Consider the following 15114-nt stretch of genomic DNA (forward strand, 5'->3'; position numbering starts at 1 on the left):
TACACACAGGGAGCAACCGGAATGGGTTCGGTTCGCGTAGCCATCGTCGGCGTGGGCAACTGCGCCGCGTCGCTGGTGCAGGGAGTCGAGTACTACAAGGACGCCGACCCGGCGTCCAAGGTCCCCGGCCTCATGCACGTGCAGTTCGGTGACTACCACGTCCGGGACGTGGAGTTCGTCGCGGCCTTCGACGTCGACGCGAAGAAGGTCGGCCTCGACCTCGCGGACGCCATCGGCGCCTCCGAGAACAACACCATCAAGATCTGCGACGTGCCGAGCACCGGTGTCACCGTCCAGCGCGGCCACACCCTCGACGGTCTCGGCAAGTACTACCGCGAGACCATCGAGGAGTCCGCCGAAGCCCCGGTCGACGTCGTCCAGGTCCTCAAGGACAAGCAGGTCGACGTCCTCGTCTGCTACCTGCCCGTCGGCTCCGAGGACGCGGCGAAGTTCTACGCCCAGTGCGCCATCGACGCCAAGGTTGCCTTCGTCAACGCCCTGCCGGTCTTCATCGCCGGCACCAAGGAGTGGGCGGACAAGTTCACCGAGGCGGGCGTCCCGATCGTCGGTGACGACATCAAGTCGCAGGTCGGTGCCACCATCACGCACCGCGTCATGGCGAAGCTGTTCGAGGACCGGGGCGTCGTCCTGGACCGCACCATGCAGCTGAACGTCGGCGGCAACATGGACTTCAAGAACATGCTCGAGCGCGACCGCCTCGAGTCGAAGAAGATCTCCAAGACCCAGGCCGTCACCTCCCAGATCCCCGACCGGGAGCTCGGCGAGAAGAACGTCCACATCGGCCCGTCCGACTACGTGGCCTGGCTCGACGACCGCAAGTGGGCCTACGTCCGTCTCGAGGGCCGCGCCTTCGGTGACGTCCCGCTGAACCTGGAGTACAAGCTCGAGGTCTGGGACTCCCCGAACTCCGCCGGCGTCATCATCGACGCCCTGCGCGCCGCCAAGATCGCCAAGGACCGTGGTATCGGCGGCCCGATCCTGTCGGCGTCGTCGTACTTCATGAAGTCGCCGCCGGTGCAGTACTTCGACGACGAGGCGCGGGAGAACGTCGAGAAGTTCATCAAGGGCGAGGTCGAGCGCTGACGGAACGAGGCGTGGTGCGCTAAGTCCACTCGCCCTTCGGGTCGTTGAGGGTCCCCGGGTCGTACACCCGGGGACCCTCCCCGTATGTGAGGCTGTGTCCCATGGCTGTCGTACGAGACCTGCGGGTGCTCCTGCGCTTCCGGGACTTCCGGCGTCTGCTCGCCGTACGACTGCTCTCCCAAGGAGCGGACGGGGTCTACCAGGTCGCGCTCGCCACCTACGTCGTCTTCTCCCCGGAGAAGCAGACATCCGCCGCGGCCATCGCCTCGGCCATGGCCGTCCTGCTCCTTCCCTACTCCCTCGTCGGGCCCTTCGCCGGTGTCCTGCTGGACCGCTGGCGCCGCCGTCAGGTACTGCTCCACGGCAATTTGCTGCGCGCACTGCTCGCGTCGGTGACAGCCGTCCTGATCCTGATCCACGTTCCCGACTGGCTCTTCTACGTCTCCGCGCTCTGCGTCACAGCGGTCAACCGCTTCGTCCTGGCCGGACTCTCCGCCTCACTGCCCCGTGTGGTCGACGCCGACCGCCTGGTGATCGCCAACTCCCTCTCTCCCACTGCCGGCACACTCGCCGCCACAGCGGGCGGTGGACTCGCCTTCGTCGTACGGCTGCTGGGCTCGGGCTCGGATGCAGTGGTGGTCCTCCTCGGCTCGGCTCTGTATCTGTGCGCTGCCCTCGCCTCGCTGCGCCTCGCCCGGGATCTGCTCGGCCCGGACCCCGCGCGGGTGCAGACACGGCTGGGTGCCGCGATCGCCGGCACGGCACGAGGGCTGGTCGCGGGCGTGCGACATCTCGTCGAACCGGGCCGGCGGGCGGCGGCGTGGGCGCTCGCGTCGATGACGATGATGCGCTTCTGCTATGGCGCCCTCACGGTCATGGTGCTGATGCTGTGCCGGTACGCCTGGTCGGCATCGCCCTCCGGAGCGGCCGAGCCGGAGGAGGGGCTCGCCCTGCTCGGACTCGCCGTGGGGATTTCGGGAGCGGGGTTCTTCACCGCGGCCGTGCTGACGCCCTGGGCGGCCGGACGTCTGGGGCCGGCCCTCTGGATCGTGACGTGCGCCGCGACCGCCGCCGTACTGGAACCCGCTCTCGGCCTGCCCTTCACGGAGCGCCCCATACTGGTCGCCGCGTTCGTCCTGGGGCTCGTCACTCAGGGAGCGAAGATCTCGACGGACACGATCGTGCAGTCCGCCGTCGACGACGGCTACCGGGGCCGTGTCTTCTCGCTTTACGACGTTCTCTTCAACGTGGCGTTCGTCGGTGCCGCGGCAGTGGCCGCAGTGATGCTCCCTGCCGACGGCCGCTCCGTCGCCCTGGTGATCACGGTGGCAGTGATCTATGGAGCCGTAGCTGTGGGCATGGCGCGCTTCGGCATGGCGAAGCAGTCGCGCCAGACCTCCGCACGGTGACCTTAAGCCCCGATGTTTCACGTGAAACATCACTCCGGCCAGCGAGCGGCGGCCAGCGACCCACCCCGGCACAACAGTGCGGCGCGATGTTTCACGTGAAACATCGCGCCGCAGCTGAGGTCGGCCTCCCGGAACCTAGGGCATCTGAGCCCACCACTCCTTGAGCGCCGCCACCGCCTCGTCATGCTCCATCGGTCCGTTCTCCAGCCGCAGCTCCAGCAGGAACTTGTAGGCCTGCCCGATGACCGGGCCCGGGCCGACGCCCAGGATCTCCATGATCTGGTTGCCGTCGAGGTCCGGACGGATGGCGTCCAGCTCCTCCTGCTCCTGAAGCTGCGCGATGCGCTCCTCCAGACCGTCGTACGCACGGGACAGCGCACTCGCCTTGCGCTTGTTCCGCGTGGTGCAGTCGGAGCGGGTCAGCTTGTGAAGGCGATCGAGGAGCGGTCCCGCGTCGCGGACGTAGCGGCGAACGGCGGAGTCCGTCCACTCTCCCGTGCCGTACCCATGGAAACGCAGATGGAGCTCGACCAGACGCGAGACGTCCTTGATGAGGTCATTGGAGTACTTGAGGGCCGTCATGCGCTTCTTGGTCATCTTGGCCCCGACCACCTCGTGGTGATGGAAGGAGACCCGGCCGTCCTTCTCGAAGCGCCGGGTACGAGGCTTGCCGATGTCATGCAGCAGCGCGGCGAGGCGGAGGGTGAGGTCGGGCCCGTTCTCCTCAAGCGCGATCGCCTGTTCCAGGACGATCAGCGTGTGGTCGTAGACGTCCTTGTGCCGGTGGTGTTCGTCACGCTCCAGCCGCAGCGCGGGAAGCTCAGGCAGGACGTTCTGGGCGAGACCGGTGTCCACCAGCAGGGTCAGACCCGTGCGGGGGTGCGCGGAGAGGACCAGCTTGTTCAGCTCGTCCCGCACCCGCTCCGCGGACACGATCTCGATCCGGCCGGCCATGTCGGTCATCGCCGAGACGACCTCCGGCGCGATCTCGAAGTCGAGCTGCGCGGCGAATCGAGCGGCTCGCATCATGCGCAGCGGGTCGTCGGAGAAGGACTCCTCCGGCGTACCGGGGGTGCGCAGCACTCGCGCCGCGAGATCCTCGAGCCCCCCGTGCGGGTCGATGAACTCCTTCTCCGGCAGCGCCACCGCCATCGCGTTGACGGTGAAGTCACGCCGCACGAGGTCTTCCTCGATGGAGTCGCCGTACGACACCTCCGGCTTGCGGGAGGTCCGGTCGTAGGCCTCCGACCGGTACGTCGTGACCTCGATCTGGTAGCCGTCCTTCTGGGCTCCCACCGTGCCGAAGGCGATCCCGACCTCCCAGAGGGCGTCGGCCCAGGGACGCACGATCTTCAGCACGTCCTCGGGGCGGGCGTCCGTCGTGAAGTCCAGGTCGTTGCCGAGCCGGCCGAGCAGCGCGTCCCTGACCGACCCGCCGACCAGGGCCAGCGAGAACCCCGCCTCCTGGAAGCGGCGGGCAAGATCATCGGCGACAGGGGCGACGCGCAGCAGTTCACTCACCGCGCGGCGCTGCACCTGGCTCAGGGCACTGGACTGTTCGTTGGCGTTCGGCACAACAGAAAAGGGTACGTGGCCACCGTGGCGGTGGTCGCCTTCATTGAACGTGCACAACGGTTTCGCGTAGATGACCCCATCCCCAGTCCCTTTGATACGTGTACATACACGGACAGCCCGGTCTCGTGGCCCGATCTTGTGGCAAGGACCGCGGCACTTCACCTCGGCGCGCATCGTTACCATGCGTGGACGCACATTCCGACGACCACTGACGACGACGAGGACGGGCGAAGCGCGTGGCCGAGGCGGCAGACTTCCAGGGGACCAGTCCCTCACCTGCCCGCCGCTGGCTGCTGCGTGCAGGGGCGCTGATCGCCGGGGCGCCACTGTTGGCCGGTCTGCTCCAGCTCTCCGCCGCTCCGACGGCTCTGGCGGCGCCGAAGGCGGCGCCGTCCGATGCCACGGGGACGAACACCGTCGCTGTCTCGCTCGACTCGCTCAGCCCCAGCGTGCCCACCGACGGCGACACCGTCACCGTCTCCGGCACGGTGACCAACAGGGGCAAGCAGACGATCACGGACGCCCATGTGGGCCTGCGGGTGGGCTCGGCTCCCCTCACGACCCGCTCCTCCATCGACAGCGCGGCCAAGCGCAACGGCTTCGACCAGTTCGTCGACGGGACGGAGGTCGGCGGGAAGTACGTGGCGAAGTTCTCCAAACTCGCTTCCGGCGTGGCCCAGCCCTTCACCATCTCGGTGCCCGTCAAGGAGCTTGACCTCGGTGAGGACGGCGTCTACCAGCTCAGTGTCTCCCTCTCGGGCCAGACCTCCGCGGCCCGGTACGACCAGATCCTCGGCATCCAGCGCACGTTCCTCCCGTGGCACCCCGACGAGGCGGACACGAGGACGAAGACCACGTACCTGTGGCCCCTGATCTCCACCAGCCACCTCACGGCCGAGACGGGGCCCGGAGAGCGCCAGACGCCCACGTTCCTCAACGACGACCTGGCCAAGGAGATCTCCGCGGGCGGTCGCCTGGAGCAGATGCTGGCGTTGGGCAAGGATCTCGACGTGACCTGGGTGATCGACCCCGATCTACTGGCGTCCGTCGTCGCGATGACCGAGAGTTACAGCGTCCGGAGCGGAAGCACAACCGTCCCGGGCAGGAGCCAGGCGGTCGCCAACGCGTGGCTGGCCGACCTCGAGACCGCGGTCCAGGGCAAGGAAGTGGTCGCGCTCCCCTTCGCGGACCCCGATCTGGCGTCGCTGGCGCAGAACGGCAGGGCCGTCACGGGCTCACTCAGCCGCCTCAAGGACGCCACCGACGTCGCCGCGGACACCGTCGAGAACATCCTCCACGTGGAGCCGAGCACCGAGTTCGCATGGCCAGTGAACGGCGCTGTGGACCCGTCCATCATCAAGGTCGCCACTTCTGCGGGCGCCGACAAGGTGATCGCCCGCAGCGACAGCCTTCAGGAGAACCGCGGCCTGTCCTACACGCCCACCGCCGCCCGCCCCATCGGAGGCGGCACCACGGCGGTCGTCGCGGACGCCCAGCTGTCGACGGCCTTCCAGGGCGACATGACGAAGGCCGAGAGCTCCATGCTGGCGGTGCAGAGGTTCCTCGCGCAGAGCCTGATGACGAACCTGCAGACCGACAAGCAGCGCAGCATCGTGATCGCCCCGCAGCGCATGCCCTCGGCCAGCCAGGCCCGGACGATGGCACAGGCCCTGACGACGCTCCAGGGCGGTACCTGGTCGCAGTTCCAGGACCTGTCCGCGGCCTCCGAGGCGAAGCCCGACCCGAACGCCAGCACCAGGATCCCTTCCGCCTCGGCGTACCCCAAGTCGCTGCGCAAGCAGGCACTGCCAAGGTCGGCGTTCGAGCAGATCCACGGCACCCAGAGCGACCTCGACCGCTTCAAGGTGATCCTCAACCGCCAGTCGCGCGTGGTCACGCCCTTCGGCCGGACCATGGACCGGGAGATGTCCACGTCGTGGCGGGGTCACGCCGCGGACGCGAGGGCCTACCGGGACGGCGTGCAGTCGTACCTGGACACGCTCACCAGCCAGGTCCGGCTGATCGAGAAGTCCGAGACGAAGCTCTCGGGCCGCAGTGCCACGATCCCCGTGACCGTGCAGAACAACCTCGTGCAAGGCGTCGACAACCTGACGCTGCGCCTCACGTCACAGCTTCCGAAGCGCCTGAAGATCGGCGACAACGACTACGACGAGCAGTCCATCGACATCTCGGGCGGACACAGCGAGTCCGTGAAGTTCACCACCAACGCCGAGGCCAACGGCAAGGCCGACGTCGTCGCCCAGCTGTACACGAAGGACGGCCAGAAGTACGGCGACCCGGTCGTCTTCACCGTGAGCGTCACCGAGATCACTCCCACGGTGATGCTCGTCATCGCCGGCGGTGTCCTGCTCCTCGTCCTCGCCGGGTTCCGGATGTACACCCAGCGCAAGCGCGCCGCCGCCCGCCAGGCGGCGGAGGGCGCCTCGCAGGACGAGTCCGCGGGCAGCACTTCTCCGGACGAGGAAGCGAACACCGAGGCGGCCGCGGTCGTACACACTGACGGAGTCGTACAGACTGACGGAGTCGTACAGACTGACGAAGGGGATTCCTCGGCCGAGCCCGAGGCAGACGCGCCGGAGCACCCGAGTGACCCGGCCACGGACACCGCACCGGCTAACACCGACCGGTCCGGAACGGGTGAGAGGGTGGACCGTTGAGCGATTGTCGTGGCCCGTGGGCCCGGGGACGATGAGGTGGGGTAGCCATGAACGCGCCGTACGACGGTGACCGCGGCCAGGGCGCGGCCGACTCGGGCTACCCCGACGGCTCGCTGCCCGGTTCGGCCCAGGTGCCGCCGCAGCCCCCCGCGGACATGTACCTCCAGGACGCCTACGACCAGGACCCCTACCGCGCGCGGAATCTGTCCGCCCAGGACCCGGTGGCCGAGGCGCTCTACGACCGTGCCGCGCACCCTCCGCCGCCTCCGGGCGCCCACCAGCCGCAGGAGCCGCTCTACGGGCAGCCCGCGCCGTCGCAGTACGCCCCCGACCCGCGGGTGTGGGCCCAGACCCCCGCGCCCGAGCCGGACGGCCCGTCGCGGCATCTGCCGTACGGCGACAACGCCCGTGCGACCCAGTTCGTGGGAGTGGACGACCTGGTCACACAGGCCGGCGAGGAGCGCCACGAACCCGACGCGTTCGCCCACCTCTTCCGGGACCAGCAGCAGAGCGGCAGCGGCCCGGTGGGGCAGCCATCCGTGCCCGGCCCGACCCCCGCTCCGGCCCCCGGTGCTGGCCGTCCGCAGCACGAGGAGCCCACCGCACAGGCCCCCGCGGCCGCGCCGGCCCCGAAGAAGGGCGGGCGGGCCTCGGGTCTGCTGAAGTCGAGCGCCGTGATGGCGGCGGGCACCATGGTCTCGCGCCTCACCGGCTTCATCCGCTCAGCGATGATCGTCTCGGCACTGGGCCTCGCCCTGCTCGGAGACGCCTTCCAGGTGGCCTACCAGCTGCCGACCATGATCTACATCTTGACCGTCGGCGGCGGCCTGAACTCCGTCTTCGTGCCGCAGCTCGTGCGTGCGATGAAGGACGACGACGATGGCGGCGAGGCGTACGCCAACCGCCTGCTGACCCTCGTCATGGTGGTGCTCGGCCTTCTCACGGCGCTCGCGATGTTCGCGGCCCCGCTCCTGGTGCGGGCGCTGTCCGTGGGAGTCGCCAACAACCCTGCGGCCAACGAGACCGCCGTGACGTTCACCCGATACTTCCTGCCGTCCATCTTCTTCATGGGCGTCCACGTGGTGATGGGGCAGATCCTCAATGCCCGCGGCCGGTTCGGCGCGATGATGTGGACGCCGGTCCTCAACAACATCGTCATCATCGTCACCCTCGGCGCGTTCCTGTGGGTCTACGGCAGCGCCGCCGACTCCCGCATGACCGTCGCCAACATCCCGCCGGAGGGCGTGCGTCTGCTCGGTGTGGGCATCCTGCTCGGCCTCGTCGTGCAGGCCCTGGCGATGATTCCCTACCTGCGGGAGACCGGGTTCCGGCTCCGGCTCCGCTTCGACTGGAAGGGCCACGGCCTCGGCAAGGCCGCGATGCTCGCCAAGTGGACGATCCTCTTCGTCCTCGCCAACCAGGCGGGCGCCCTGGTGGTCACCCAGCTGGCCACCTCTGCGGGCATCGACTCCCCCGTCAAGGGCACCGGTTTCGCCTCCTACGCCAACGCCCAGCTGATCTGGGGTCTGCCGCAGGCCATCATCACCGTGTCCCTCATGGCCGCCCTCCTCCCGCGCATCTCGCGGTCGGCCGCCGAGGACGACGCGGGAGCCGTCCGGGACGACATCTCGCAGGGCCTGCGCACGACGGCGGTCGCCATCGTGCCGATCGCCTTCGGGTTCCTCGCGCTGGGCATCCCCATGTGCACCCTGATCTTCGGTTCCTCCGGCACCGTCGAGGCCACAAACATGGGCTTCATGCTGATGGCCTTCGGCCTCGGCCTGATCCCGTACTCCGTGCAGTACGTCGTCCTGCGCGCCTTCTACGCGTACGAGGACACGCGGACGCCGTTCTACAACACGGTCATCGTGGCCGCCGTCAACGCCGGTGCCTCCGCGATCTGCTTCTTCGTGATCCCGGCCCGCTGGGCGGTGGTCGGTATGGCGGCCTCGTACGGCCTGGCCTACATGATCGGTGTGGGCGTCGCCTGGCGGCGGCTGAAGAAGCGGCTGGGCGGTGACCTGGACGGCTCCCGGGTGATGCGGACGTACGCACGGCTGTCCATCGCGTCGCTGCCCGCGGCGCTGGTCAGCGGCGCGGCCTGCTACGGGATCAGCCGGAGTCTGGGACAGGGCGTCGGCGGCTCGATGCTCGCCCTCGTCGGGGGAGGAATCGTTCTGCTCGGTGTCTTCTACGTCGCCGCACGGCGCATGCGCATCGAAGAGCTCAACTCGATGGTCGGTATGGTCCGGGGACGACTGGGGCGCTGAGACGGAGTTAGGCGCACAACCATCGTCCGTCGTCGCGTGTCGCTCATAGCGGCGGACTGTGGGCACAATTGGCTTTGGCGTCGCAGAGCGCGCAACGGATGGGGAGGCAGGAACGACGGTGGCGGAACGGAGCACGGCTGCCGTCGACGTGGCAGACAACAGCGGCGACGAGCCGCTGACCGCGCAGGCGGACCAGTCCACGGCCGACGGGGAGGCCCAGAACCGGGAGCGGGACACGGACAGCTCGGCGAGCGAAGAGGCACAGGGAAGCGGCGGCACCGAGAGCTCTTCCAGGACGACACCGCCCGAACTGCACAGCGGTCACAAGCTCGCCAGGCGCTACCGCCTCGAAGAGTGCGTCACCCGTCTGGACGGTTTCAGCAGTTGGCGTGCCGTCGACGAAAAACTGCGGCGCGCGGTCGGAGTTCACGTCCTGCCGGCAGACCACGCCCGCGCCCGCGCCGTGCTGGCGGCGGCGCGTTCCTCGGCGCTGTTGGGTGACCCCCGCTTCGTCCAGGTACTGGACGCCGTGGAGGAGAACGACCTCGTGTACGTGGTGCACGAGTGGCTTCCCGACGCCACGGAACTGACGACGCTTCTCGCTTCCGGTCCGCTGGAACCGCATGACGCGTACCAGATGGTCACGCAGGTCTCGCACGCCATGGCCGCCGCGCACCGCGAGGGCCTGTCCCACCTCCGGCTCAACCCGAGCGCTGTTCTGCGCTCCGCCGCCGGGCAGTGGCGCATCCGCGGCCTCGCGGTGAACGCGGCGCTGCGCGGTATCAGCTCCGACACCCCGCAGCGCACGGACACGGAGGCGATCGGCGCGCTGCTCTACGCATCGCTCACCCAGCGCTGGCCGTACGAGAACGACGCGCACGGCCTGTCGGGGCTCCCCAAGGGCGTCGGACTGATCGCTCCCGACCAGGTGCGGGCAGGCGTCCACCGTGGTCTGTCGGAGCTCTCCATGCGGGCGCTCGCCAACGACGGCGCCACCGCCTCGCGGCACGAGTCTCCGTGCACGACGCCGGAGGAGCTGGTGAAGGCGATCGGTGAGATGCCTCGCATCCGCCCGCCGGAGTCGGCGTTCACCGCACCGCCCGACTATCAGCGCACGACGTACCAGCAGGGCACGTACGGCCGTCCGTCACCCCATCCGGGCGCCACGCAGCCCATTCCGACCCCTCCGCCGCCACTGCAGAGCCGTAGCGGCAAGGCCCTCAAGTGGGCGGTGTCGGCACTGCTGATCGCCGCGCTCGGCCTGGGTAGCTGGCAGCTGGCGGACGCCCTGATGAAGCGCGGTGACCAGTCCAACGACACGGACACCGGCCAGACGACGGACAACGACAAGGGCGACAACACGGCCAAGCCGCTCCGGAAGCTCGGCATCAGCGGCGCCGTGGAGTACTACCCGGACGGGAAGCCGCAGCACGCCGACGACGTGGATCTGACCTACGACAAGAGCGGTTCCACGTACTGGCGGACCTACTCCTTCAACGACGGCCCCACCCTGGCGCCCTACAAACAGGGTGTCGGCATCGTCTACGACCTGGGCTCCGCCCAGGAGGTGTCGGCCGCGTCAATAGGGCTGTACTACACCGGGGACCACACATCGGCCACGCTCTACGCGGCCGACTCCCTCTCGTCGTCCGCCCCCCTCGATTCGATGACGAAGATCGCCTCGAACACGACCAGCGGCACCAACCTGAAGATCTCCGCCAAGAAGCCGGTGAAGACCCGGTACGTTCTGATCTGGCTCACCGCCGTGCCCAAGTCGGCGCCCGACCAGTTCAGTGGCGCCGGCTACAAGCAGGCGATCACCGACGTGAAGTTCATGGGCTGAGAGTTCTTCGAGGAAGGGGGTCCGATGGCGCCAGTCGCTGACCACGGCGGGACGAGCGATCAGGACCTCCTGGCCCAGCATGTCGGGGGCGACCCCGATGCCTTCGCGGAGCTGGTACGGCGCCACCGGGATCGGCTGTGGGCGGTGGCGCTGCGGACCCTGGGAGACCGCGAGGAGGCCGCTGACGCCGTCCAGGACGCGCTGGTTTCCGCCTATCGGGCCGCGCATACCTTCCGGGGCCAGTCGGCCGTCACGACCTGGCTGCACCGCATCACGGTGAACGCCTGCCTGGACCGCGCCCGCAAGGCCGCCTCGCGCAAGACCTCCCCGGTCGACGACACCGAGCGGCTGGAGCAGCTCCTGGAGCCGCACGAGTCGGCATCCGCTCCCGCCGAGCGCAACGATGTGCACCGTGAGCTCCTGGAAGCCCTGGGCACACTGCCGCAGGACCAGCGGGCGGCGCTCGTTCTGGTGGACATGCAGGGCTATCCGGTGGCGGAGGCCGCACGGATCCTCGATGTCCCGACGGGGACGGTGAAAAGCCGCTGTGCCCGTGGCAGAGCCAGACTTCTGCCGCTGCTGACCCATCTCCGTGGCGACGGTGGGGATGGCGGCGGCGAAAAGTCGGGGCGTGGAAGGAACCGGACGCAGGGGACATCCGTCCCACCCGCAGCAGGACCACATGATGCAGGGCCAAGCGATTCAGCTGCTGTGAAGGGCGGAGGTGGGCGAGCGTGACATCCACGACCGACACAGCCGGGCACCCGGACGTCGAGGAGATCTCCGACCTCACCGAAGGTCTTCTGCCGCCGTCCCGTACCGAGGACGTCCGACAGCACCTGGACGAATGCTCGCTCTGCGCCGATGTGTATGCCTCCCTGGAGGAGATCCGCGGCATGCTCGGCACCCTGCCGGGCCCTCCGCGCATGCCCGACGATGTGGCGGGACGGATCGATGCAGCTCTGGCTGCGGAGGCCTTGCTGAGCGCCACCACGCCCGACCCGGAGATCGACGAGACCTCGGCGGCGTCCGCCTCCTCTGGCACGACTGGTACCACGTCGCGGCCGGACGATGGTGTTCATGTTTCACGTGAAACATCGACGGCGGCCGATCGTCCCGCCGGTCATGGCCGGGGGTCCACGGGCCCGGGCCGCTCCACACCCAAGCGACGCGCTCGCCGTGTCAGGAGCCTCGCCGCGGTCTTCGCGACCGCCGCTCTGGGGCTCGGCGTACTGCTCGTCCAGTCGATGGACGACAGCGGCTCCGGCGACGGCCCTCCTAGCGCTCAGAGTCCGGCCTCCGACGTATTCTCCGGCGTCAAGCTTCAGAAGCGCGTGGACGACCTTCTCGGCGGCCAAACGACGAAGGAGGCGCCGGGCAGGGATTCGGTCGGCGCCAATACGGCACCCGGCGATCCGGAGCGCTTCGAATCGAACCCCACCACGAAGCTCACGAAGGACGTGCCCCCTTGTATCGCCAAGGGCATCGGTGACGTGACCGGGGCCATCTCTTCAGAACCCGGGACCTATCAGGGGGCGGACGCCTATCTCGTCCTGTTGCCCGTCCCGGAGGACGCCGCGCACGTCACGGCCTACGTCGTCGATGCCTCCTGCGTGGGCAAGGCCTCGGCACCCGCCGGAGAGGTTCTGCTGAAGCAGACATACGACCGCCCCTGAGGACGGCGCTGGCGCCACCCCTGGCATCCCTGTGCGGTGTCACGTCGCCGTGTGCCCGGACACACCGGGAATGCACGCCCCTTAGGATCCGTTGGGTGGGGTGAGAGTTCCGAGAGCAGCTCCCACCGGCAGTACGCAGCACTCTCCAGAGACGAGGAATCAAGCCGTGAGCGACGTCCGTAACGTGATCATCATCGGCTCCGGGCCCGCCGGCTACACGGCAGCGCTCTACACCGCGCGCGCGTCGCTGAAGCCGCTGGTGTTCGAAGGGGCCGTCACCGCAGGCGGCGCGCTCATGAACACCACCGACGTGGAGAACTTCCCCGGCTTCCGGGACGGCATCATGGGCCCCGACCTCATGGACAACATGAGGGCCCAGGCCGAGCGCTTCGGTGCCGAGCTCGTTCCGGACGACGTCGTCGCCGTCGACCTGACCGGTGAGATCAAGACGGTGACGGACACCGCGGGCACCGTGCACCGCGCCAAGGCTGTCATCGTCACCACGGGCTCGCAGCACCGCAAGCTCGGGCTGCCCAACGAGGACGCCCTCTCCGGTCGCGGCGTCTCCTGGTGTGCCACCTGTGACGGGTTCTTCTTCAAGGACCAGGACATCGCTGTGATCGGTGGCGGTGACACCGCCATGGAGGAGGCCACCTTCCTCTCCCGCTTCGCGAAGTCCGTGACCGTCGTCCACCGCCGGGACACGCTGCGTGCCTCCAAGGCGATGCAGGAGCGCGCGTTCGCCGACCCGAAGATCTCCTTCATCTGGGACAGTGAGGTCGCGGAGATCCAGGGCGACCAGAAGCTCGCCGCGCTGAAGCTGCGCAACCTCAAGACGGGCGAGACGTCCGACCTGCCGGTGACGGGCCTGTTCATCGCGATCGGCCATGACCCGCGCACGGAACTCTTCAAGGGTCAGCTCGACCTGGACGACGAGGGCTACCTGAAGGTCGCCTCCCCGTCGACCCGGACGAACCTGACCGGTGTCTTCGGCGCCGGCGATGTCGTCGACCACACCTACCGCCAGGCGATCACCGCGGCCGGCACCGGCTGCTCCGCCGCCCTCGACGCCGAGCGCTTCCTCGCCTCCCTCGCGGACGGCGAGCAGACTGCCGAGCCCGAGAAGACCACCGTCTGACCCCCGTCCGCCCCACCGCACCAACCAGTTAGGAGCCCGCCGTGGCCGGCACCCTGAAGAACGTGACCGACGACTCCTTCGAGCAGGACGTCCTGAAGAACGACAAGCCCGTCCTGGTGGACTTCTGGGCCGCGTGGTGCGGCCCGTGCCGCCAGATCGCGCCGTCCCTCGAAGCGATCGCCCAGGAGTACGGCGACAAGATCGAGATCGTCAAGCTCAACATCGACGAGAACCCGGCCACGGCAGCCAAGTACGGCGTCATGTCCATCCCCACCCTGAACGTCTACCAGGGCGGCGAGGTCGCCAAGACCATCGTCGGTGCCAAGCCGAAGGCCGCGATCGTGCGTGACCTCGAGGACTTCATCGCCCAGTAGGTAGTACCGCCGCAAGGTGGCACCGCCGTCGCTCGGCGACGATGTTTCACGTGAAACATGAAGGGGCCGATCCCATCGGGGTCGGCCCCTTCGCTTGCACACGTTCCCGTTCGGTCACTCTCAGAGCGGCCGCAGGGCGGGCTCCTTCTGGACCGCTCCCAGAAGCCGGTCGAGCGCCAACTCGACGTCCTCCTTCCAGGAGAGCGTCGTCCGGAGCTCCAACCGCAGCCGAGGGTAGGCGGGATGAGGACGGACCGTCTTGAAGCCCACGGCGGTCAGATGGTCGGCGGGCAGTACACAGGCCGGTTCCTTCCAGCGTGCGTCACCGAAGGCCTCGATCGCCTTGAAGCCTCGCCGCAGGAGGTCCTTGGCCACCGTCTGCACCATCACCCGACCTAGCCCCTGCCTCTGAAAGCCGGGCACGATGTAGGCGGTCATCAGCTGAACCGCGTCCGGGGAGACCGGGCTTGTCGGGAACGCCGTCGAGCGTGGCACATAGGCCGGCGGTGCGTAGAGCACGAACCCCGCAGGGACGTCGTCCACATAGACGACTCGCCCGCAGGACCCCCAGTCCAGAAGAACGGCGGAGATCCAGGCTTCCTTCTCCAGCGCGGGAGTACCGGCCTTCAGCGCTGCCTCGCCGCTGACGGGGTCCAACTCCCAGAAGACGCACGAGCGGCAGCGCTTGGGAAGGTCCTGAAGGTTGTCCAGCGTGAGCGGTACGAGCCGACGCCCCATGAAGGCTGTTCCTCGCTTCCTACGCCCGCAGCGTCGCGAGCGGCTGTCAGAGCGCTTCGCTCCCTGAGCAGGCTGCCGACGAATCCGCCGATTGCACCCAGCCCCAGGCCGGCGGTCAGCAGACCTGAACGGCTCACGGTTCGCATTGCCCCCGCCTCCCATGAAGGTGCCACAAGGTGGATGCGCCCTACCCCACCGCATCGTATCGACGATGTGATTGCCTAGACACTGCCTGCAAGCAAAGAGCGGGCTGTGTCCGGTATACATCGGACACAGCCCGCTCATGCGGTCGACCAGCCGAAAGACGTC

Annotated in this window: 11 protein-coding genes; 9 read left to right on the top strand and 2 right to left on the bottom strand. The window is 68.5% G+C overall.

Features of this window, described 5'->3' with window-relative positions; genetic code table 11:
• Positions 1 to 21 precede the first annotated feature (21 nt).
• Entirely contained in the window at positions 22 to 1104 is a 1083-nt protein-coding gene (locus ACZ4Z3_RS21460; RefSeq protein WP_468073856.1) for an inositol-3-phosphate synthase, read from the top strand.
• Between the two features lie 101 nt (positions 1105 to 1205).
• Positions 1206 to 2513 (top strand): MFS transporter, encoded by a 1308-nt coding sequence (locus tag ACZ4Z3_RS21465; protein WP_468502491.1) that lies wholly within the window; start codon positions 1206 to 1208, stop codon positions 2511 to 2513.
• 135 nt (positions 2514 to 2648) lie between these two features.
• On the opposite strand, the gene ACZ4Z3_RS21470 is transcribed toward ACZ4Z3_RS21465, so the two are convergent.
• Complete coding sequence (locus tag ACZ4Z3_RS21470) at positions 2649 to 4088, bottom strand: CCA tRNA nucleotidyltransferase (protein ID WP_468502492.1); 1440 nt, start codon at positions 4086 to 4088, stop codon at positions 2649 to 2651.
• A gap of 236 nt (positions 4089 to 4324) precedes the next feature.
• On the opposite strand from ACZ4Z3_RS21470, the gene ACZ4Z3_RS21475 reads away from it, so the two are divergent.
• From ACZ4Z3_RS21475 to trxA, 7 genes are all read left to right on the top strand, one after another.
• Complete coding sequence (locus ACZ4Z3_RS21475) at positions 4325 to 6766, top strand: DUF6049 family protein (RefSeq protein ID WP_468502493.1); 2442 nt, start codon at positions 4325 to 4327, stop codon at positions 6764 to 6766.
• A 47-nt stretch (positions 6767 to 6813) separates the two neighbouring features.
• On the top strand, positions 6814 to 9036 hold the full coding sequence (gene murJ, locus ACZ4Z3_RS21480) for a murein biosynthesis integral membrane protein MurJ (protein ID WP_468502494.1): 2223 nt from the start codon (positions 6814 to 6816) through the stop codon (positions 9034 to 9036).
• 118 nt (positions 9037 to 9154) lie between these two features.
• Complete coding sequence (locus tag ACZ4Z3_RS21485) at positions 9155 to 10879, top strand: protein kinase family protein (protein WP_468502495.1); 1725 nt, start codon at positions 9155 to 9157, stop codon at positions 10877 to 10879.
• A 24-nt stretch (positions 10880 to 10903) separates the two neighbouring features.
• Positions 10904 to 11617, top strand: a complete 714-nt coding sequence (gene sigM / locus ACZ4Z3_RS21490; protein WP_468502496.1) for an RNA polymerase sigma factor SigM — start codon at positions 10904 to 10906, stop codon at positions 11615 to 11617.
• Entirely contained in the window at positions 11614 to 12555 is a 942-nt protein-coding gene (locus tag ACZ4Z3_RS21495; protein ID WP_468502497.1) for an anti-sigma factor family protein, read from the top strand. The genes sigM and ACZ4Z3_RS21495 overlap by 4 nt, the downstream gene beginning before the upstream one ends.
• Before the next feature lie 166 nt (positions 12556 to 12721).
• Positions 12722 to 13693, top strand: a complete 972-nt coding sequence (gene trxB / locus ACZ4Z3_RS21500) for a thioredoxin-disulfide reductase (RefSeq protein WP_468502498.1) — start codon at positions 12722 to 12724, stop codon at positions 13691 to 13693.
• A 41-nt stretch (positions 13694 to 13734) separates the two neighbouring features.
• The gene (trxA, locus tag ACZ4Z3_RS21505; protein WP_055537149.1) at positions 13735 to 14067 is read left to right on the top strand and encodes a thioredoxin; all 333 of its coding nucleotides are present in this window, start codon (positions 13735 to 13737) and stop codon (positions 14065 to 14067) included.
• Between the two features lie 120 nt (positions 14068 to 14187).
• Here trxA and ACZ4Z3_RS21510 read toward each other — a convergent pair whose 3' ends face one another.
• Entirely contained in the window at positions 14188 to 14805 is a 618-nt protein-coding gene (locus tag ACZ4Z3_RS21510; RefSeq protein WP_468502499.1) for a GNAT family N-acetyltransferase, read from the bottom strand.
• Between the last annotated feature and the right edge of the window lie 309 nt (positions 14806 to 15114).

Source organism: Streptomyces sp. NPDC030296 (assembly GCF_055572815.1).

Bases quoted from the DNA above. Each gene is read 5' to 3' on its own strand.
- ACZ4Z3_RS21460 (WP_468073856.1), top strand. From the start codon at position 22: ATGGGTTCGGTTCGCGTAGCCATCGTCGGCGTGGGCAACTGCGCCGCG.
- ACZ4Z3_RS21465 (WP_468502491.1), top strand. From the start codon at position 1,206: ATGGCTGTCGTACGAGACCTGCGGGTGCTCCTGCGCTTCCGGGACTTC.
- murJ (WP_468502494.1), top strand. From the start codon at position 6,814: ATGAACGCGCCGTACGACGGTGACCGCGGCCAGGGCGCGGCCGACTCG.
- sigM (WP_468502496.1), top strand. From the start codon at position 10,904: ATGGCGCCAGTCGCTGACCACGGCGGGACGAGCGATCAGGACCTCCTG.
- ACZ4Z3_RS21510 (WP_468502499.1), bottom strand. From the start codon at position 14,805: ATGGGGCGTCGGCTCGTACCGCTCACGCTGGACAACCTTCAGGACCTT.